Genomic DNA, 18,508 nt, shown 5'->3' on the forward strand with positions numbered 1-18,508 from the left:
TTACTACAATTCAGGTAGTAGATTGATGCTACTACGTTCTTTGTAGTAGTCGTGAGGAGACCGCTGATGAGTCGTGCCCGGGGCGACCTGGAGCAGCAGGTGTTCGCCGCGCTCGCGGCCGGCGACGGCGCGATGACCACGTCCGACGTCCTCGACGCGCTCGACGGCGAGCTGGCGTACACGACCGTGATGACCGTGCTCGGCCGGATGGCCGCGAAGGGCCTGGCCACCCGCACCCGGGTCGGCCGGTCGTACGAGTACACCGCCGTCGTCGACTCGGCCGAGGTCGCCGCGCACCAGATCCACCGCCTGCTGGACGCCCGCGGCGACCGCGCCGCCGTACTCACCCGCTTCGCCCGCAGCCTCTCCGCCGAGGAGTCCCAGCTCCTCGTCGACCTCCTCCAGGACGCCGAGTGACGACGGCCGCGGTCCTCGGGCTGATCGTGATCGTCGGCTACGCGGTGGTCGCGCCGGTTGCGAGTCGCCGGCTGCCGCCGTCCGGGGCGGCGAGGTTGCTGATCGTCGGCAATGTCCTGTCGGCGGCCAGCGGCGTGTTCATCCTGGCGGTGCTCGCGTTCACGTGGATCGGGCAGTTCCCGTTCGTCGCCGAGGAGGGCGCCTGGTCCCCCGCGCTGCTGCGCGTCGACAGTCCGGTGCCCGCGTGGCCGGCCGCGATCGCGGGCTGCCTGGTGCTGCTCGCGCTGGTCTCGGTGCTCGTCACCGGGCTCCGGCAGATGCGCGCGCTGGTCGAGGTACACCGCGCGTGCCGCGGCCTCACCGCGGTCGGCGACCTCGTCGTACTCGACGACGAACGGCCGGACGCGTTCAGTACGCCGCAACCGGCGGGCCGGGTGATCGTCACCAGCGGCCTGCTCCGGGCGCTCGATCCACGCCAGCGCGCCGTACTGCTGGCGCACGAGAAGTCGCACCTCGTCCACCACCACGCCTGGTGGAACCTGGCCGCCGGCCTCGCCGCGGCCGTCAACCCGGTACTGCGCCCCGCCGCCCGGGCCGCCGCGACCGCTGTCGAGCGGTGGGCCGACGAGGATGCCGCCCGCGCCGTCGGCGACCGTCGGCTGGTCGCGACGACGCTGGTCCGGGTCGCACAGTTGCAGACGCGGTTCGCGCATCCCGTCCCGCTGGTCGCCGCGACCGGTGGGGATCTGGAGGCGCGGGTGCGGGCGCTGCTCGCACCACCACCGCGCCGCCGGCCGCTCGTGATCGCGGCGACGATCGCGGTGTTCGCGGTCGGCGCGCTGCCGGCGGCCGCCGTACAGCACACCGGTGAGGCGCTGTTCGAGCACGCCGAGCGGCCGAGCGCCGGGCAACACACCTGATTGAAAATCCGCAACGCCACCAGGGGTTTCCGGCGGTGTGGAGTACCGGTGCGCGAGGGGTTGTGCGCGGGCGGTGACGGGTGGATCGTGAAGTGCAGAGCAGTGACTTGGGGGCCGACTGCTCGGTGGGGGAAGGCGGCGGGACGGCCTTCGGTCGAGGGTGTGCGCTGGGGGTGAGCTCCTCGGTTCGGCACACGTACGCCGGTCTGCTCGCGCGCCCCCGCGGAAGGGGGAGCAATGCCCAAGAAGGCGAAGAGCGACGGGGCGGCCGGCGCCGGCATGAGCGGCGGTGGGTCGCCCGCCGCGGGCATGAGCGGTGGCGGGTCGCCCGCCGCCGGCATGAGTGGTGGTGGATCGCCCGCGGCGGACATGGCTGGTGGCGGATCGGCCGCGGCGGACATGGCTGGTGGCGGATCGGCCGCGGCGGACATGGGGAGCGGCGGCACGGCTTCCGGGCTCGGGATGAGTGGTGGCGGCACGGCCGGTGGTGCAGGGATGAACGGCGGCGGTACGGCGGGTGGTGCCGGTATGGGCGGCGCGACCGGCGACGGCCGGGTGGAGACCCCGAGCCGCCGGCAGTGCGGGGTGATGGAGGTGCACCGGCGGCTGCTGTCGACGTCACCGGAGTACGCCGCGCGCCGGTCCGCGCTGGAGACCGCGACGATGAGCTACCTCGCCCGGCCGGAACGGTTCGCCGGGACCGCGCGCATCCCGGTCGTCGTCCACGTGGTCTGGAACACGAACGCGCAGAACATCTCCCAGGCCCAGATCGACAGCCAGATCGACGTCCTGAACCGCGACTACCGCGCCACGAACCCGGACACCAGCATCGTGCCGGGCGTGTTCAGCGGCCTGATCGCCGACGCCCAGGTCGAGTTCTTCCTGGCCACCCAGGACCCGAGCGGCAACCCGACGAACGGCGTCACCCGGACCCAGACCAGCGCCACGAGCTTCACCACCGACGACAAGGTGAAGGCGACCGCGACGGGCGGGATCGACCCCTGGCCGGCCGACAAGTACCTGAACATCTGGGTCTGCCAGCTCGGCGGCGGCCTGCTCGGGTACGCGCAGTTCCCGGGCGGGCCGGCGGCCACGGACGGCGTCGTCATCCTGCACAGCGGGTTCGGTACGAACGGTACGGCGGCCGCGCCGTTCGACCTCGGCCGGACGACGACGCACGAGGTCGGGCACTTCTTCAACCTGCTGCACATCTGGGGCGACGACGGCACCGGCTGCACCGGCAGCGACGAGTGCGCGGACACCCCGAACGCGGCCGGCCCGAACTTCGGCGTACCGACGTTCCCGCATGTGACCTGCAGCAACGGGCCGAACGGCGACCTGTTCTACGACTACATGGACTACACCGACGACCGCGGCATGGTCATGTTCACCACCGACCAGGTGGCCCGGATGCAGGCCACGCTGGAGACCGTCCGCAAGGACCTGCCGGTCTTCACCTCGGCGCGGGCGACCCCGGAACCGGCCGGCTCGGTGGTGTCGTGGGGCGCGAACCGGCTGGACGCGTTCGTCCTCGGAACCGACCTGGCGATGTACCACAAGTGGTGGGACGGATCGGCCTGGGGACCGTCCGTCGCCGGGTACGAGTACCAGGGCGGCATCTGCATGAGCGCACCTGAGGTCGCGTCCTGGGCGCCGAACCGGCTGGACGCCTTCGTCCTGGGGACCGACCATGCGCTGTACCACAAGTGGTGGGACGGCTCGGCGTGGAACGGGTACGAGTACCTCGGCGGCGTCTGTATGTCGCACCCGCGGCTGGCGACCTGGGGTCCGGACCGGCTGGACGCCTTCGTGCTCGGGACCGACCGGGCGCTGTACCACAAGTGGTGGGACGGGTCGTCCTGGAACGGGTACGAGTACCTGGGCGGGATCTGCATGAGCCCGCCCGAAGTCGTTGCCTGGGGCCCCGATCGGCTGGACGCGTTCGTGCTCGGGACCGACAACGCGGTCTACCACAAGTGGTGGGACGGCTCGGCCTGGAACGGGTACGAGTACCTCGGCGGCGTCTGCGCGTCGCCGCCACGGGTGGTTGCCTGGGGCCCCAACCGGCTCGACATGTTCGTGATCGGCACCGACTCGGCGCTGTACCACAAGTGGTGGGACGGCTCGTCCTGGAACGGCTGGGAGTACATGGGCGGCGTCTGTACGTCGGCGCCGACCGTGGTCTCGTGGGGCTCGGACCGGCTGGACGTCTTCCTGCTCGGGACGGACTCGGCGCTCTACCACAAGTGGTGGGACGGGTCCGCGTGGGGACCGTCGGTCACCGGGTACGAGTACCTGGGCGGGATCTGCACCGGCGAACCGCGGGTCGTGTCCTGGGACACCAACCGGCTGGACGTGTTCGTCACCGGCACCGACAAGCAGCTGTACCACAAGTGGTGGGACGGCTCGGCCTGGGGACCGTCGGTCACCGGGTACGAGGCGCTCGGCGGCGTGATCAGCGACTTCAAGGTGACGATCCCGGAGTCGCCGGCCTCGATCGGACAGGCGGTGGGGATCTGACCAGCTCACCGGTCGGCCACTGGACGCATTCCTTCGAGGAGGACCACGACGGGATCAGCGTCTACCGCCGCGACGACTACGCCTTCCCGCCGGCCCGCGGCCGGCGGGGGGTGGAGTTCCGCCCCGACGGCAGCCTGGTGGACGACGCGATCGGCCGCGGCGACGCTCCCGAGGCCCGCCCGGGCGGACGGTGGGACGCCACCGGGCGGGTCGCGCTGAGCTCCGGCAAGACCGGCCGGATCGTCACGTCGGACCCTGACCGGCTCGACATCACCTGGCAGCCCTGACCCCCTCGCTGGGGAGGACGTCCCTCCTGGTTCTCCCCATCGTGGGCTCTAAGCTGACGTCCATGTGGAGCCCGAACGCGCGTGACATCGGCGGACTTCCTACCCGGTACGGCGTACCGACACGCGCGGGGGCGCTCGTCCGCACGGATGCGTTCGCGACGGTGCCGGACGAACTGCGGGCGCTCGGCGCGGGCCTCGTGCTCGATCTGCGGTCCGACTGGGAGCTGAAGGAGCGGCATCCGCTCGGAGGCGACCCGGCGTACCGGCGGATCCCGTGGATCGACCCGGAGGCAGAGAAGCTGCGCGATCCGGACGCCGAGCCGCGGTTGGTCGACGTGTACCGCAACAGCCTGACGCGGAACGCGGACCACATCCGCCGGATCTTCGCCGCGATCGCGGACGCACCCGCGGACCTGCCGGTCGTCGTGCACTGCAAAGCCGGGAAGGACCGGACGGGGCTCACGGTCGCCGTACTGCTGGAGCTGGCCGGCGTACCGCGGGACCGGATCGCGGCGGACTACGCGATCAGCGAGGTCAACCTCGGCACGCAGGACGGGCCCGAGTTCGCGCGGACCCGTCCCGAGACGATCCTCGGCTCGCTCGACCACCTCGACTCACTGGGCGGCGTCCGCGCGTACCTGTCCTGGCTCGGGTTGTCCGCCGGGCAGATCCACCGCCTGGCGGCACGGCTGGTGCCGGTCGAGGCCGAGGCGATCGTGTTCGACTTCGACGGGCTGCTGATGGACACCGAGACCACGATGGTCGAGAGCTGGCAGGCCGAATGGGCGCACCACGGGCTCGAGCTCGACCTGGACGGCTTCTGGCCCGGGCACGGCGGCGACGTCACCGAGCAGCGGTACGCCGTACTCGCCGCGGCCGTCGGCACCGGCTACGACCGCTCCGCCAGCCACGCCCGCCGCCAAGCCCACCGCGACCGCCTGCACGCCGACCTCGACTTCCGCCCCGGGATCCTCGAGTGGATCCGCACCGCCCGCGACCTCGGCCTCACGGTCGCCATCGCCAGCAGCTCGCCCCGCTCGTGGGTACTCCCCCACCTCGAACGGGTCGACGCGGTCCCCCTTTTCGACCACATCACCACCGGCGACGAGGTCACCACGCACAAGCCCGACCCGGCGATCTACCACCTCGCCCTGCAACGGCTCGGCAGTCCCTTCGCAATCGCCGTCGAGGACACCCCGCACGGCGTCGCCGCGGCCCGGTCCGCCGGCATGTACACCGTCGCCGTACCCAACCCCTACGTCCAGCCTGCATCCGTCGCCGACGCCGACCTGGTCCTGGGCAGCGCCGCCGACATCCTCCTCACCGACCTGCTGCTGTCGGCCCGCAGCTAGACCACCGAGAGCGGCAGGAGCTTCTTGCCGGTGGGGCCGATCTGGATCTCGGTGCCCATCTGCGGGCAGACGCCGCAGTCGAAGCAGGGGGTCCAGCGGCAGTCTTCGACCTCGATCGCGCCGTCTTCTTCGAGGGAGTCCTGCCAGTCCTCCCACAGCCAGTCGCGGTCCAGGCCCGAGTCCAGGTGGTCCCACGGGAGGACTTCGGCGTACTCGCGTTCGCGGGTCGTGTACCAGGCGAGGTCGACCGGCTCGTCGGCCAGGGCCTGCGCGGTGCAGGCGATCCAGCGGTCGTACGAGAAGTGCTCGCTCCAGCCGTCGAACCGGCCGCCGTCGCGCCAGACCGCCTCGATCACGCGGCCGACACGGCGGTCGCCGCGGGACAGCAGGCCCTCGATGATGCCGGGCTTGCCGTCGTGGTACCGGAAACCGATCGCCTTCGCGTACTGCTTCTCCGAGCGGATCGCCGCGCCGAGCTTCGCCAACCGGGCGTCGGTCTCCTCCGCGCCCAGCTGGGCGGCCCACTGGAACGGCGTGTGCGGCTTCGGCACGAACCCGCCGATCGACACCGTGCAGCGGATGTCGCGCCGGCCGGACACCTCCCGCCCGGTCGCGATCACCTTCTTCGCCAGGTCGGCGATCGCCAGCACGTCCTCGTCGGTCTCGGTCGGCAGACCGCACATGAAGTACAGCTTCACCTGCCGCCAGCCGTGGCTGTACGCCGCCGCGACCGTGCGGATCAGGTCCTCCTCGGTGACCATCTTGTTGATCACCTTCCGCATCCGGTCCGACCCGCCCTCGGGCGCGAACGTCAGCCCGGAGCGTCGCCCGTTCCGCGAGAACTCGTTCGCCAGCGTGATGTTGAAGGCGTCGACCCTTGTCGAAGGCAACGACAGCGACACGTTGCTGCCCTCGTACCGGTCCCCCAGGCCCTTCGCGACCTCGGCGATCTCACTGTGGTCGGCGCTCGACAGACTGAGCAGCCCGACCTCCTCGAACCCGGACTGCTTGAGCCCGTTCTCGACCATGTTGCCGATCGTGGTGATGCTGCGCTCGCGGACCGGCCGGGTGATCATCCCCGCCTGGCAGAACCGGCAGCCACGGGTACAGCCGCGGAAGATCTCCACGGAGTACCGCTCGTGCACGGTCTCGGCCAGCGGAACCAGCGGCTTCTTCGGGTACGGCCACGCGTCGAGGTCCATGACCGTGTGCTTCGCGGTCCGGAACGGTACGCCGGGACGGTTCGGGGTGACACGCTGGATCCGCCCGTCGTCGAGGTAGTCGACGGTGAAGAACCGCGGGATGTACACGCCGCCGGACTTCGCCAGCCGCAACAGCACCTCGTCCCGCCCGCCCGGGCGTCCCTCGGCCTTCCACTCCCGGATCACCTCGGAGATCGCCAGCACGATCTCCTCCCCGTCGCCCATCACCGCGGCGTCGATGAAGTCCGCGATCGGCTCCGGGTTGAACGCGGCATGCCCGCCGGCCAGCACGATCGGGTCCTCGCCGGTCCGGTCGGCGGCGTGCAGCGGGATCCCGGCCAGGTCCAGCGCGGTCAGCATGTTCGTGTACCCGAGCTCGGTCGAGAACGACAGCCCGAACACGTCGAACGCCCGTACCGGCCGGTGCGAGTCGAGCGTGAACTGCGGGATCTGGTTGTCCCGCATCACCTTCTCCATGTCCGGCCAGACGGAGTACGTCCGCTCGGCCAGAATGTGCTCCCGCTCGTTGAGCACCTCGTACAGGATCTGCACACCCTGGTTCGGCAGCGCGACCTCGTAGGCGTCCGGGTACATCAGCGCCCACCGCACACTGACCGCGTCCCACTCCTTGCTGACCGAGTTCAGCTCACCCCCGACGTACTGGATCGGCTTCTGCACACCCGGCAGCAACGCCTCCAGGCGCGGGAACAACGATTCGACAGTCATAAACACTTCCAGTCAGCGGTCCAGAGCGCCTACCAGCCTAACGCCGACGCCCCTGTACGCCGGAATCGCGCTCAGGCCAGGTGCGCGAGGAGGAGGGGGTTGATGAGGTGGGGGTGGGAGTAGGTGACGAGGTGGGCGGCGTTTTCGAGGATTTCCAGGTGGGCGCCGGGGATCTGGGTGGCTACGGGGATGACGGTTTCGGGCGGGACGGAGGTGTCGGAGTCGGCGGTGATGATCAGGGCGGGGGCGGAGATGCCGGCCAGGCCCGGGAGGAGATTGGTGGTGCTGAGGGCTTCGCAGCAGGCGGCGTAGCCCTCGGCGGGGCAGGCGAGGAGCATCTCGCGGATCGGGTCGACGTCCTTGAAGTCGGGGAGGAACCACCGGCCCAGGGTGGCGTCGGCAATCGACTGGGTGCCTTCGGCGCGGACCTGGGCGGCCCGGCCGGTCCACAGGTCGGGGGTCGCGGCGGGGTTCGACGGTGGGCAGATCGCGACCAGGCGATGCAGGCGGTCCGGGGCGTTCTGGGCGAGCCAGAGGCCGACGGCGCCGCCGAGCGAGATGCCGACGTACGACGCCTGCTCGACACCCAGCGTGTCGAGCAGTTCGACGACGTCGCCGCCGAGGTCCTCGATCGTGTACGGCCCGTCGGGTACCTCCGAGCCGCCGTGACCGCGGTGGTCGAACGCGATCACCCGGAAGCGCTCCGCGAGTACGTCGACCTGCGGCGCCCACATCGTGTGATCTGCCCCGAGCGACGATCCGAGCAGTACGACGGGTGCGTCAGCCGAACCGGTCTCCACGTAGTTGAGTCGCATGCCGACCACTGTACGTACCGTCTCGGGCACATGCCCCGGGGTCGCGGAACAAGCAATGGCGTGTTCCGCGACCCCGGCGCTTGTCGTCGCCGCTACTTCGGGGCAGGCGCCTTCCAGATGCTTCGCCCGAACGTGGCGGCGTACACCGTGCTGCCGTCGCCGCTGACCTTGATGTCGAGGATCGAGGTCTGCGGCAGGCCGCGGGCGATCCGGGTCCAGTGCTTCTGCCCGGCGCGCATCGTGAACGCGCCGAAGTCGGTGGCCGCGTACAACCGGCTGCGGACCGGGTCGTAGCTGAGCATCTCCACCGGCGCGTTCGGAAGGTTGCCGCTGGCATCGGTCCAGCTGCGGCCGCCGTCCCGGGTCTCGAACACCGACGCGGCCGCGGACCCCTCGCGGAACCCGGACAGTGCCACCCACACGTGATCCTGCTGCCGCGGATCGACCACCACGGCGTTGACCCAGCGCTCGGGCACGCCGGTCAGCTTGGTCCAGTGCGCGCCGAGGTCGTCGGTACGCCAGAGCAGCCCGTTGTCGGTGCCGACGTACAGCGTCTTCGAGTCGCCGGCCACGCCGATCGCGCTGATCGTGTGGTAGCTGTTCGCGTACACCGGGTCCGACGCCTCGCTCGGCGGGCCGCCGGCCAGGTCCGCGGCACCGGCCGGGGAGATCGCGCTGAACGTCCGGGCGTGGTCGGTCGAGCGGTCCAGCACGTTGCCGCCGAAGTAGACGATCGACGGATCGTTCGGGTCGAACGCCATTGGCGCGTCGGTGGTGATCCGCTCACTGTGCCGGGTCCCGAAGTTCCAGCTGGTCTCCTGGCCGTTCACGTCCTGGTGGCCGTGGCACGTCCCCTGCTGGAGGCATTCGTAGTACGTGTTGTGGTCCTTCGGGTCGATCAGCACCCAGTGCCCGTCACCGCCGCCGAACGCGTTGAACTGGGTCAGGTCCCCCGGCGGAGTCGCCGCCGTCCACGAGCGGACGCTGCCGTTGTCCTGCAGCCCGGTGGCCAGCCGGTTCGGATCGTCCTGCGCGACGGCCAGGTGGTACGACTGGTTGAACGGCTCCACCTCGGAGTGCACGAACGTCTTGGTCGCCCCGTTCTGGTCGGAGCGGTACACGCCACCGTCGTTGCCGACGTACAGCCGGCCCGGGACGTTCGGGTCGTACGCGAGCGCGTGCTGGTCCGCGTGCAGCCCGGACAGCGAGGTCCAGGTCTGCCCGCCGTCGGTGGACGCGCGCATGTTGAGGTCCGCGCTGAACAGGTGGTCCGGGTTCGCCGGGTCCACCCAGATCTTCGCGAACCACCACTCGTACCCGCTCCGCCCGCCGGCCTTCCCGCCCGCGGTGAACGTCGTACCGAAGTCGTCGGAGACGTAGAAGCCCTTGTCGGCGCCGTACTGCGTGCCCGTGACCACGTACACGCGGTCCGGGTGGCTCGGGGCGACGCCGATCCCGATCCGGCCGAGGCTCGCGTCACTGGTCAGGCCGCTGGCGTCGCCGTCGGAGAGCTTGGAGACGTTCTCCAGCCGCTTCCACGTCGTACCGCCGTCGTCGCTGCGGAACAGGCCCGAGCCGACGCCGCCGTACGTCCGGACCGCCGCGGTGCGGTGGTGGTCCCAGAGGGCCGCGAGCATCCGCTGCGGGTTGGCCGGGTCGATGACGACGTCGACGGCGCCGGTGGTGTCGTTCGGCGGCGCGAGCACCTGCTGCCACGAGTGGCCGCCGTCCTCGCTGCGGTAGAGACCGCGTTGCGAGACTGGCTTGTACGGCGAACCCGACGCCGCCGCGAAGATCCGCCGCGGGTTCTTCGGGTCGACCGCGATCCGGCCGATGGCCGCGCTGTCGCGGAGGCCGCGGTTGTGCCAGGTCTTCCCGCCGTCCGGGGACGAGTAGATGCCGTCGCCGAAGAACGTAAGGCCGCCGCCGGGCGGGTTCGCCTCGCCGGTGCCGGCCCAGAGCGTGCCGTCCGGCCCGCGGTCGAGCGCGCCCATAGTCTGGTTCTGGTCGGCCGGCCAGACCGGGGTGAACGTCTTGGACGCGTCCGTACTGCGCCAGACGCCGCCGCCCGAGGCCGCGATGTACACGGTCTCCGGCCGGGTCGGGTCCACCACGAGGCCGACGATCCGGCCGCCGATGTTCGACGGGCCGACGTACGACCAGGCCTTGTTGCCGGGGTCGTCCGGGATCTTGGCCGCCTGGGTCCGGGCCTGCTGGACCTGGTCGAGCCCGATGTCCTTGCCGGACGAGAACTTCGTTGTCAGGTAGTCCGCCGGCCCGGTCGCGCCGGCCCCGGCTCGTTCGGCGAGCTCGAAGTGCGCGGCGCAGATGGCCGGCATCCCCGCGGTCTCGGTCTCGCCTTCCTCGCCGGAGAACTGCCGTTCGACCCGTTCCCAGCCGGCTTGCGCCTTCTGCCCGAGGGACGGCGTCCGCGCCATCCCGCAGGTGTCACTCGTCCCCGCTGCCGCGACTCCAACGCCGGCCAGTACGACGGCCAGCGCCGTCACGCCCGCGATCTTCCTCCGTCGGCCCATAGGTCGACACCTCCCGCTCCCGCTCGGTGAATGAGCTGGGCAGGTCAGGTCCCCGCGCCTCACGCCCGGAAGTGCTTCTACCCTGCTGTAGTTGAGCGGAAACGGACAGTGCTCAGGGCAGTGGCATGACCGTCGTCCGGCGGTGGTGCTCGAAGACGACAGAGCTGCGGATGTCGGCGATCTCCTGGCGCTTGGCGAGCGCGAGGACCAGGTCGCGCAGCGCCTGGGTGTCCTTGACCGCGACGTGCGCGAGGAAGTCGGCGCCGCCGGACACCATGAACATGTCCAGCGTCTGCGGCAGGTCCATCACGTACGACTGGAACGCGGTCGCCACCGCCATCGCCTGCGGGCGGAGCTTGATCGAGATGATCGCCTGCGTGGAGCGGTCGATCGCCTGCAGGTCGACGGCCGCGTGGTACCCGCTGATGACGCCCCGGTCGCGCAGCCCGCGGATCCGTTCCAGGCAGGTGGACGGCGCGATCCCGAGCTCGGCCGCCATCTCCCGGTTGGTCCGCCGGGCGTCGTTCTGCAGCATCCGCAGGAGCGCCGTATCAAGTTCGTCCACGGCCCCCAGTTTCGCAGATCCGCCGGACGATGTTCGACGTACGACGCGATCGGCCGCGCACCCGGCTACCGTGACCGCCGTGCTGACGAACAAGATGGTCGTGATCATCGCGACCGACGCGCCCATTGGCGTGGCCCTGAACACCGCTGCCCTGCTCGGCGTCGGCCTCGGCCGGCACCACGACGGCACGGTCGGCCCGGACACCGCGGACGCCGCCGGTACGCCGCACACCGGCATGTGCGCGTACCCGATCCCGATCCTCCGCGCCGACGACCTCCGCACGCTCCGGGACCAGGCCGCCACCCGTCCGGACGTCACGATCCACGACATGCACCAGGTCGCCCAGCGGGCCCGTACGTACGAGCAGATGGCCGATACCCTGGCCGGCACGAAGCCCGACGACATCCGGTACCTCGGCCTCGCGCTCTACGGCCCGCGCCAGTCGATCGACTCACTCACCGGGGCGCTGCCCCTGTACCGCTGATGGACCGCTGATCACGCGGGCTTGAGGACCTGGCGGGCCTTCGTGACGGCGGCTTCGGTCGCGGGGTCCAGTTCGCCGCCCTGGCCGGCGAGGACGCCGACCGAGAGGATCACGTCGCCGACGCCGGTGACGACCGCGGCGTACTCGAGGCCGCGCTTCGGCCCGCTGGTGCCGGTCAGCTGGAACGCGAACGGCTTCGTGCCGTACGCCGGCGCCGTGATCGGCTCGACCTTCATCGAGGTGTTGCCCGAGCCCGGGGTCTTCAGCGTCACCTTCCGGCAGTCGTCGACGGCTTTCGCGTAGGCCTTGCGCAGGTCGTCGACCTCGGCGGCGGTGCCCATCGAGTCGAGGCCGTAGTCGATGTACGGACCCTCCTGGCCGCCGGTGAAGGTACGCGACGCGGTGGCCTTCGAGCCCGGTGCCTTGCTCGCGTTCAGGTACTTCACGAGCGGCTTGCAGCGGCTGGTCGGCGCCGAGAACGGCGTCGTACCGTCGTCCTCGTCCTTGTCCAGCGCGAACCCGCTCGGCAGGTCGGCCAACTGCAGTAGCGCCTGGGTGAGCTCCGCCGACGTCCGCGTGACCGGCCCGGCCGGCGTCGACGGCGTCGCGCTCGGCGCCATCGTGGGACTCGGGGCGGGACCCGGGGTGGCGGTCTTCTTGTCGTTCCCGCCGCAGGCGGTCACGGACAGCAGAAGCGCAGCGGCAAGCGCGAAATACCTGGTCATGAGGCCTTCCGAGGGCTCTGGGCGGGCCGAGCAGCAAGCAGCGTACCTGACCGGGCAGTCAGTACCGGTGCGACCTCAGGTGGATGTTCTGCAACAGCCCGACGGCCAGCAGGCAGGCGAACATGGACGACCCGCCGTACGACACGAACGGCAGCGGCAGGCCGGTCACCGGCATGATGCCGAGCGTCATCCCGACGTTCTCGAACGCCTGGAACGCGAACCAGCAGACGATCCCGGTCGCCACCAGCCGGCCGAACGCGTCCCGCGCGTTCACCGCGATCCGCAGCCCGCGGAACAGGATGATCGCGAACAGCACGATGATCGCGCCGGCCCCGATCAGCCCGAGCTCCTCCCCCGCGACCGTGAACACGAAGTCCGTGTGCTGCTCGGGGACGAACCCGTTCTGCGTCTGGCCGCCGTGGAACAGGCCCTGCCCGAAGACGCCGCCGTTCCCGATCGCGATCCGCGCCTGGTTCACGTTGTACCCGATGCCCTGCGGATCCGAGGACGGATGCATGAACGCGGTGAACCGGTCGATCTGGTACCGCTTCAGCACGTGCGTGCTGATCGCGATCGCCGCCACCACGACGCCCGCGGTGAGCAGCGCGAGCATCCAGCGTTTCGGTACGCCGGACACCGCGATGATGCCGAACACGATCGACCCGAGCACCATCACCGTGCCGAGGTCCGGCTGCAGCATCACCAGCACCACCGGGACCGCGGCGACCGCGACGGCCTGCGCGATGTCGAGCGTCCGGGCGTCCTCGTTCCGGTCGGTCTCGCTCTTCTCCGCGATCAGCAGCGCCATCCCGACGATCACCGCGAGCTTGGCGAACTCACTGGGCTGCACCGACATGAACGGCAGCAGGATCCAGGACCGGGACCCGTTGATGGTGGCGCCGATGCCCGGCACCAGCACCAGGATCAGCCCGAGGATCGAGCCGGCGTACAGCACCGGGGCGAGGATCCGGACCCGGCGGTGGTCGGTGATCGCGGCGCCGACCGCGAGCACCAGGCCGATCGCGAAGTTGATCGAGTGCCGGAGCAGGTACGCGTGCGGGTTGCCGCCGGTCAGCGAGGTCTTGTTGTGCGTCGCGGACCAGACCAGCAGCGCGCCCAGGAACGACAGCGCGACCACGCTGAACACGAGGACCCAGTCGACCTGCCACACGGTCGAGCGCCGGTCCATCCGGGGCCGGGTCCGGATCGGGGCCAGGAGCGCCATCAGTGCTTCGGTTCCTTACCGGGCGGCGGGGCGGGCGTGATGTTGTACAGCGTCTCGTAGATCTTCCGGACCGCGTCACCGCCGGCCCCCGAACCGGTACCGGCCTGGCTGATCATCATCACCACGGCGTACCGGTCGGTGTACGACGCCAGCCAGGACGTCGTCTGCTTGCCGTAGACCTCGGCCGTACCGGTCTTCGCGCGGACCGGGATCTTGGCCAGCGGGAAGCCCTGGAACTTCCAGGCCGCCGTACCGGAGATCGTGGTCTGCTTCAGCGCGTTGTCGATGTACTTCAGGTTGCCCGCCGACACCGGGAGCGTCGCCTTCACGGTCGGCTTGATCTCGTGCGACTTGCCGTTGGCACCGATCCAGGACTGGATCACGCGCGGCTCGTACACGGTGCCGCCGTTCGACAGGGCCGAGTACACGGTCGCCAGCTGCAGCGGGGTGACCGTGGTGTCGCCCTGGCCGATCGCGAAGTTCACCGCGTCGCCGGCGCGGTACTTGTACCCGTCGACGCAGAACTCGCGGGAGAACTGCTTCAGGAACGCCGACGTCCCCGCGGGCGGGTTCGCCGAGATCTTGCAGTAGTAGTCCTTCATCGAGTCGTAGTACGTCTTCTTCCACTTCCGGTCCGCGATCCGGCCGCTCGCCTCGCCGGGCAGGTCGACGCCGGTCGGCGTACCGAGACCGAACTTCTGCGCCATCTCGACCAGCGGGTCGTGGGTGGTCACGTCGCTGGAGTTGCCGCCCTCCTTCAGCCAGAGCGCGTACGCGATCCGGTAGAAGAACGTGTCGCAGGACAGCGCCAGCGCCCGGTCGAAGCCGATCATCCCGTACGACGCCGACTCGTAGTTCTTGAACTTGCGGTTGCCGACCTCGAAGTACGACGAGCAGTCCAGCTGGGTCTTCGGGCTGTACCCGGCGCCGAGTGCGGCCGACGTGGTGATCGGCTTGAACGTCGACCCCGGCGCCAGCTGCGCCTGCAGCGCGCGGGACACCAGCGGCGTCCCGGACTTCGCCGAGTACAACGCGTCGAGCTCGCGCTGGCTGATCCCGCCGACCCACACGCCCGGGTCGTACGTCGGGTAGCTGGCCATCGCGACGATCCGGCCGGTCTTGGTGTCCATCACGACCGCGGCGCCGGAGTCCGCGACGTACTTCTTGTGCGTGACCGGGTCGGTCTGCTTCCGCGCGGTCATGATCGCGCTCGTCAGCTGGGTCTCGACCGCCGCCTGGATCCGCGCGTCGATCGTGCTCACCAGCGTCGCGCCCGGGACCGGGGCGGTCTGCTTCTGGACGCCGGTGGCGTACCCGACCGCGTCGACGATCACGTCCTTCTCACCGGGCGTGCCGCGCAGGAGCTTGTCGTACGACCGCTCGATGCCGGCCCGGCCGACCAGGTCCGAGCGGTGCGGGACGGAGTCCTGCCCGGCCTTGTCCATCGCCTCGAGCTCTTCGGTGGTGATCGGCGACAGGTACCCGAGGATGTGCGCGGCGTTCACCTTGAACGGCTCCGGGTACGCCCGCAGGGTCTGCGAGTCCGCGGAGATCCCCGGGAAGTCCTCGCGGCGCTCCATCACCTCGATCGCGACCTGCTCGCTGACGTCCTTCGCGACCGGGATCGGCTGGTACGGCGTACCGTTCCAGCAGGCGGGTGGTTTCGACGCGCCGGGCTCGCCGCACAGCATCGTCCGGGCCTTGAGGTCCTTCGGCGTCTGGCCGAGCACCTTCGCGAGGCGGCCGATGACGACGTTCTGCTGGGTCTCCGGGAGCTTGGCGAGCACGGAACGGTCGACGGTGATCATCAGCGAGACCCGGTTGCCGACGAGGGTCCGGCCCTGCGAGTCGACGATCGTGCCGCGCGGGGCCGGGATCAGGACCTGGCGGATGTGCTGCTGGTTCGCGGCCTGGGAGTAGTCGGCGCTCGACATCACCTGCATGTACCAGAGCCGGCCGAACAGCGTGCACAGCAAGGAGAAAACCAGCACCCCGATCACGAAGATCCGCAACCGGGCCTTCAGCGGAGCGTCGAATCCGTCCCAGCTCACGACGCGACCCGGCGGCGTTCGCGGGCCGGTTTGACCCGGCCCATGATCCACATCACCAGCGGGATCACCACGATCGCGCCGACCACGTCGTACCCGGCGGCGATCCCGAGGCGGACGCCGAACTGGCCCCAGTCGACCGACGGGTCGTGCAGCAGCGAGCCGGTCGCGCTGTACAGGAAGAACGAGATCGCCGTACCCAGCACCACCGTCACCGCCACGCCCAGCGGACCCACCGGCCCCGACGACGTGCGCTCGCGCCGGATCAGGCCGGCGACATACCCCGCGACGGCCATCGACAGCGCCCAGCGGCCGGCGGTGTGGTCGGCGGGCGGTACGACGTCCATCAGCAGGCCGCCGACGAACCCGGCGATCGCACCCCACTCCGCGCCGCGGGACAGCGCCAGCGCGATGACCACGATCAGCGTCAGGTCACAGGTGACGCCCGCGACCGCGATGTGCGTGAGCACGGACGTCTGCAGGGTCACGGCGATCGTCAGGAAGAGGGCCGCCAACCCGATCCGCAGCGCGATCACAAGTCAGTTCCCCTTCCCGGTGATTTGCTGGCGCGGCGGCCGGGCGGGTGGCCCGGTCACGACGCCGACGGTGTCGATCCTGGTCGGATCGACGTACGGCTTGATGGTTGCGGTGGATCCGAGCGCGCCCTCGTTCGGCGTCACCGAGGTGACGACGCCGATCGGGACGCCCGGCACGTACGGCGCGTTGTCGCTGGAGCCCCAGGTGACGATCCGGTCGCCGACCTTCGGCCGCGCCTTCGGGTCGACGAGCTTGTAGTCGAGGGTGCCGGCCACGTCGCCGCGCCCGGACACGAAGCCCAGCGCGAGCGTCGAGTTCAGCCGGCCGCCGACGGTCGAGTTGCGGTCGCCGATCAGCAGCACGGTCGCGGTGCCCTGGGTGGTACGCACCACCCGGCCGACCAGGCCGGTGCCGTTCAGCACCGTCATGTCGGTCCGGACACCGTCGGCGGTGCCGGCGTCGATCGTCACGGTGTGGCTGAACGTCTGCGCACTGCCGATCCCGATCACCCGGGCGGGGGTCATCGTGTACTGCGGTGCGATCTTGAGCAGCCTGTCCAGCTCCTGCGCCCGGCTCCGGGCGTAGTCGGAGGTGTCCAGCTGCCGGGTCAGATCCTCGTTCTCCTTCTTCAGTTTTTCGTTCTCGGTCTTCAACCTATCCATTTCGGCGAATCGCTCGCGGAGGTTGTCCACAGGCTGCCGCGCCGAGGTCGCGGTCAGCTCCAGCGGGCCGAAGACGGCGGCCGCCGCCTCCCGCACCGGCTCGAGCGGCGAACCGGCCGAGCGCCGGGCGTCCAGCACGATCAGCGTGAAACAGGCCAGGATCACCAGCGCCAGCACCGACCGGCGGCGCCGTACCTCGCGCGGCGTACCGGCCGAGCGCAGCGGCGTCTCGCCCGCCGAGCGGAACGCGCTCCGGGTCGAGGTGCTGCTCCGGGCCGACGTACCGCGGGACGGGCTACCGAGGTCTTTGAGCATTCCGTGGGTACCTCAGCGCCGGTTGTCGGTGACCAGGATGCGGTTGAGGGTCTCGATGTTGTCCACACACTTGCCGGCGCCGAGCACGACGGCGTCCAGCGGGTTGTCCGCGACGTGGATCGGGATGCCGGTCTCGTGCCGCAGCCGCTCGTCCATGCCCTTCAGCAGCGCGCCGCCGCCGGTCAGCACGATGCCCCGGTCGACGATGTCGCCCGCCAGCTCGGGCGGGGTCTTGTCCAGGGTCGCCTTGACCGCGTCGACGATCGCGGTGATCGGCTCCTCGATCGCCTGCCGCATGTCCGCCGACGACACCTTCACGGTGCGCGGCAGGCCGGAGACCATGTCCCGGCCGCGGATCTCGCTGTCCGGGCCGTCGGTGGTCGGGAACGCCGACCCGATGGTCATCTTGATCTGCTCCGAGGTCGCCTCGCCGAGCAGCAGCGAGAACTCCTTCTTGCAGTAGTTCACGATCGCCTTGTCGATCGCGTCGCCGGCCACCCGGATCGACTGGCTGGTGACGATGCCGCCGAACGAGATGACCGCGACCTCCGTGGTCCCGCCGCCGATGTCGACGACCATGTTGCCGGTGGCGTCGCGGACCTCGAGGTTCGAGCCGAGCGCGGCGGCCATCGGCTCCTCGATGATGTACACCTTGCGGGCGCCGGCCATGTACCCGGCGTCGCGGACCGCGCGCTGCTCGACCGCGGTGATCCCGGACGGCACGCAGACCACGATCCGCGGCTTGGCGAAGTACCGCCGGCGGTGGACGCGCTGGATGAAGTACCTGAGCATCTGCTCGGCGGCGTCGAAGTCGGCGATCACGCCGTCCTTCAACGGCCGGATCGCCGTGATGTTGCCCGGCGTACGCCCGATCATCTTCTTCGCCTCGTGACCGAACGCGACCGCTTCCTGCGGCTCGTCCGTCCGGGTCGCGACCACGGACGGCTCGTTCAGCACGACGCCCCGGCCACGCACGTACACCAGGGTGTTCGCCGTACCGAGATCGACCGCCATGTCGCGGCCGAGCATGCTGTTGGCCACCGCGGCACCTCCCACTCGGTCCCCGACCAGGCTAAACGCTGAGCGACGCAGCCTGTGGACCGACACGACCCGTCCGCCCAGGCACGTATCGTATCGGTCCCCTCACCAGCAGTCCGCAGTGGCCTTCCGGCCA

At 70.4% G+C, this 18,508-nt stretch carries 16 protein-coding genes; 6 read left to right on the forward strand and 10 right to left on the reverse strand.

The annotated features are described in order from the left end of the window. Nucleotides 1-66 precede the first annotated feature (66 nt). The 5 genes from ACQHIV_RS18205 to ACQHIV_RS18225 all read left to right on the forward strand — a co-directional run bounded on the left by ACQHIV_RS18205 (nucleotide 67) and on the right by ACQHIV_RS18225 (nucleotide 5,496). On the forward strand, nucleotides 67-417 hold the full coding sequence (locus tag ACQHIV_RS18205; RefSeq protein WP_427895839.1) for a BlaI/MecI/CopY family transcriptional regulator: 351 nt from the start codon (nucleotides 67-69) through the stop codon (nucleotides 415-417). Then, nucleotides 414-1,337: a M56 family metallopeptidase gene (locus ACQHIV_RS18210; RefSeq protein ID WP_427895840.1), complete on the forward strand. Its 924-nt coding sequence runs from the start codon at nucleotides 414-416 to the stop codon at nucleotides 1,335-1,337. Before ACQHIV_RS18205 ends, ACQHIV_RS18210 begins: the two co-directional genes overlap by 4 nt. Before the next feature lie 237 nt (nucleotides 1,338-1,574). Further along, the gene (locus ACQHIV_RS18215; protein WP_427895841.1) at nucleotides 1,575-3,857 is read left to right on the forward strand and encodes a M43 family zinc metalloprotease; all 2,283 of its coding nucleotides are present in this window, start codon (nucleotides 1,575-1,577) and stop codon (nucleotides 3,855-3,857) included. Nucleotides 3,858-3,967: 110 nt separating this feature from the next. Continuing rightward, complete coding sequence (locus ACQHIV_RS18220) at nucleotides 3,968-4,144, forward strand: hypothetical protein (RefSeq protein ID WP_427895843.1); 177 nt, start codon at nucleotides 3,968-3,970, stop codon at nucleotides 4,142-4,144. Between the two features lie 62 nt (nucleotides 4,145-4,206). Then, the gene (locus tag ACQHIV_RS18225; RefSeq protein WP_427895845.1) at nucleotides 4,207-5,496 is read left to right on the forward strand and encodes an HAD-IA family hydrolase; all 1,290 of its coding nucleotides are present in this window, start codon (nucleotides 4,207-4,209) and stop codon (nucleotides 5,494-5,496) included. Here ACQHIV_RS18225 and ACQHIV_RS18230 read toward each other — a convergent pair. The 4 genes from ACQHIV_RS18230 to ACQHIV_RS18245 form a co-directional block, all read right to left on the reverse strand. Next, the gene (locus tag ACQHIV_RS18230) at nucleotides 5,493-7,424 is read right to left on the reverse strand and encodes a TIGR03960 family B12-binding radical SAM protein (RefSeq protein WP_427895847.1); all 1,932 of its coding nucleotides are present in this window, start codon (nucleotides 7,422-7,424) and stop codon (nucleotides 5,493-5,495) included. The genes ACQHIV_RS18225 and ACQHIV_RS18230 overlap by 4 nt on opposite strands. A gap of 71 nt (nucleotides 7,425-7,495) precedes the next feature. Continuing rightward, the gene (locus ACQHIV_RS18235) at nucleotides 7,496-8,239 is read right to left on the reverse strand and encodes an alpha/beta fold hydrolase (protein WP_427895849.1); all 744 of its coding nucleotides are present in this window, start codon (nucleotides 8,237-8,239) and stop codon (nucleotides 7,496-7,498) included. A 92-nt stretch (nucleotides 8,240-8,331) separates the two neighbouring features. Beyond that, nucleotides 8,332-10,773: a WD40/YVTN/BNR-like repeat-containing protein gene (locus ACQHIV_RS18240; RefSeq protein WP_427895851.1), complete on the reverse strand. Its 2,442-nt coding sequence runs from the start codon at nucleotides 10,771-10,773 to the stop codon at nucleotides 8,332-8,334. A gap of 112 nt (nucleotides 10,774-10,885) precedes the next feature. Beyond that, a complete protein-coding gene (locus tag ACQHIV_RS18245) occupies nucleotides 10,886-11,338 on the reverse strand; it encodes an Lrp/AsnC family transcriptional regulator (protein ID WP_427895853.1) in 453 nt (150 codons plus the stop codon). A gap of 79 nt (nucleotides 11,339-11,417) precedes the next feature. Between ACQHIV_RS18245 and ACQHIV_RS18250 the strand changes: the two genes are divergently transcribed. Continuing rightward, nucleotides 11,418-11,822 carry a DUF2000 domain-containing protein gene (locus tag ACQHIV_RS18250; RefSeq protein WP_427895855.1) on the forward strand — a complete coding sequence of 135 codons (405 nt, stop codon included), beginning with the start codon at nucleotides 11,418-11,420 and terminating at the stop codon, nucleotides 11,820-11,822. A gap of 11 nt (nucleotides 11,823-11,833) precedes the next feature. Here the strand turns inward: ACQHIV_RS18250 and ACQHIV_RS18255 are convergent, their stop codons facing one another. The 6 genes from ACQHIV_RS18255 to ACQHIV_RS18280 are packed head-to-tail and all read right to left on the reverse strand — an operon-like array spanning nucleotide 11,834 to nucleotide 18,375. Continuing rightward, nucleotides 11,834-12,547, reverse strand: a complete 714-nt coding sequence (locus ACQHIV_RS18255) for a hypothetical protein (RefSeq protein WP_427895857.1) — start codon at nucleotides 12,545-12,547, stop codon at nucleotides 11,834-11,836. A gap of 58 nt (nucleotides 12,548-12,605) precedes the next feature. Next, on the reverse strand, nucleotides 12,606-13,772 hold the full coding sequence (gene rodA, locus ACQHIV_RS18260) for a rod shape-determining protein RodA (RefSeq protein WP_427895859.1): 1,167 nt from the start codon (nucleotides 13,770-13,772) through the stop codon (nucleotides 12,606-12,608). Further along, a complete protein-coding gene (mrdA, locus tag ACQHIV_RS18265) occupies nucleotides 13,772-15,823 on the reverse strand; it encodes a penicillin-binding protein 2 (RefSeq protein WP_427895861.1) in 2,052 nt (683 codons plus the stop codon). The genes rodA and mrdA overlap by 1 nt, the downstream gene beginning before the upstream one ends. Continuing rightward, nucleotides 15,820-16,356 (reverse strand): rod shape-determining protein MreD, encoded by a 537-nt coding sequence (mreD, locus tag ACQHIV_RS18270; RefSeq protein WP_380198905.1) that lies wholly within the window; start codon nucleotides 16,354-16,356, stop codon nucleotides 15,820-15,822. Before mreD ends, mrdA begins: the two co-directional genes overlap by 4 nt. Before the next feature lie 3 nt (nucleotides 16,357-16,359). Next, nucleotides 16,360-17,334 (reverse strand): rod shape-determining protein MreC, encoded by a 975-nt coding sequence (mreC, locus tag ACQHIV_RS18275; protein WP_427895863.1) that lies wholly within the window; start codon nucleotides 17,332-17,334, stop codon nucleotides 16,360-16,362. Between the two features lie 12 nt (nucleotides 17,335-17,346). Beyond that, nucleotides 17,347-18,375, reverse strand: coding sequence for a rod shape-determining protein (locus ACQHIV_RS18280; protein WP_427895865.1), 1,029 nt, complete (start codon nucleotides 18,373-18,375; stop codon nucleotides 17,347-17,349). Nucleotides 18,376-18,508: the final 133 nt, after the last annotated feature.

Source organism: Kribbella polygonati (assembly GCF_050320105.1).
Classification (GTDB): Bacteria; Actinomycetota; Actinomycetes; order Propionibacteriales; family Kribbellaceae; genus Kribbella.

Bases quoted from the DNA above. Each gene is read 5' to 3' on its own strand.
- ACQHIV_RS18205 (WP_427895839.1), top strand. From the start codon at position 67: ATGAGTCGTGCCCGGGGCGACCTGGAGCAGCAGGTGTTCGCCGCGCTC.
- ACQHIV_RS18215 (WP_427895841.1), top strand. From the start codon at position 1,575: ATGCCCAAGAAGGCGAAGAGCGACGGGGCGGCCGGCGCCGGCATGAGC.
- ACQHIV_RS18225 (WP_427895845.1), top strand. From the start codon at position 4,207: ATGTGGAGCCCGAACGCGCGTGACATCGGCGGACTTCCTACCCGGTAC.
- ACQHIV_RS18230 (WP_427895847.1), bottom strand. From the start codon at position 7,424: ATGACTGTCGAATCGTTGTTCCCGCGCCTGGAGGCGTTGCTGCCGGGT.
- ACQHIV_RS18235 (WP_427895849.1), bottom strand. From the start codon at position 8,239: ATGCGACTCAACTACGTGGAGACCGGTTCGGCTGACGCACCCGTCGTA.
- ACQHIV_RS18240 (WP_427895851.1), bottom strand. From the start codon at position 10,773: ATGGGCCGACGGAGGAAGATCGCGGGCGTGACGGCGCTGGCCGTCGTA.
- ACQHIV_RS18255 (WP_427895857.1), bottom strand. From the start codon at position 12,547: ATGACCAGGTATTTCGCGCTTGCCGCTGCGCTTCTGCTGTCCGTGACC.
- rodA (WP_427895859.1), bottom strand. From the start codon at position 13,772: ATGGCGCTCCTGGCCCCGATCCGGACCCGGCCCCGGATGGACCGGCGC.
- mreC (WP_427895863.1), bottom strand. From the start codon at position 17,334: ATGCTCAAAGACCTCGGTAGCCCGTCCCGCGGTACGTCGGCCCGGAGC.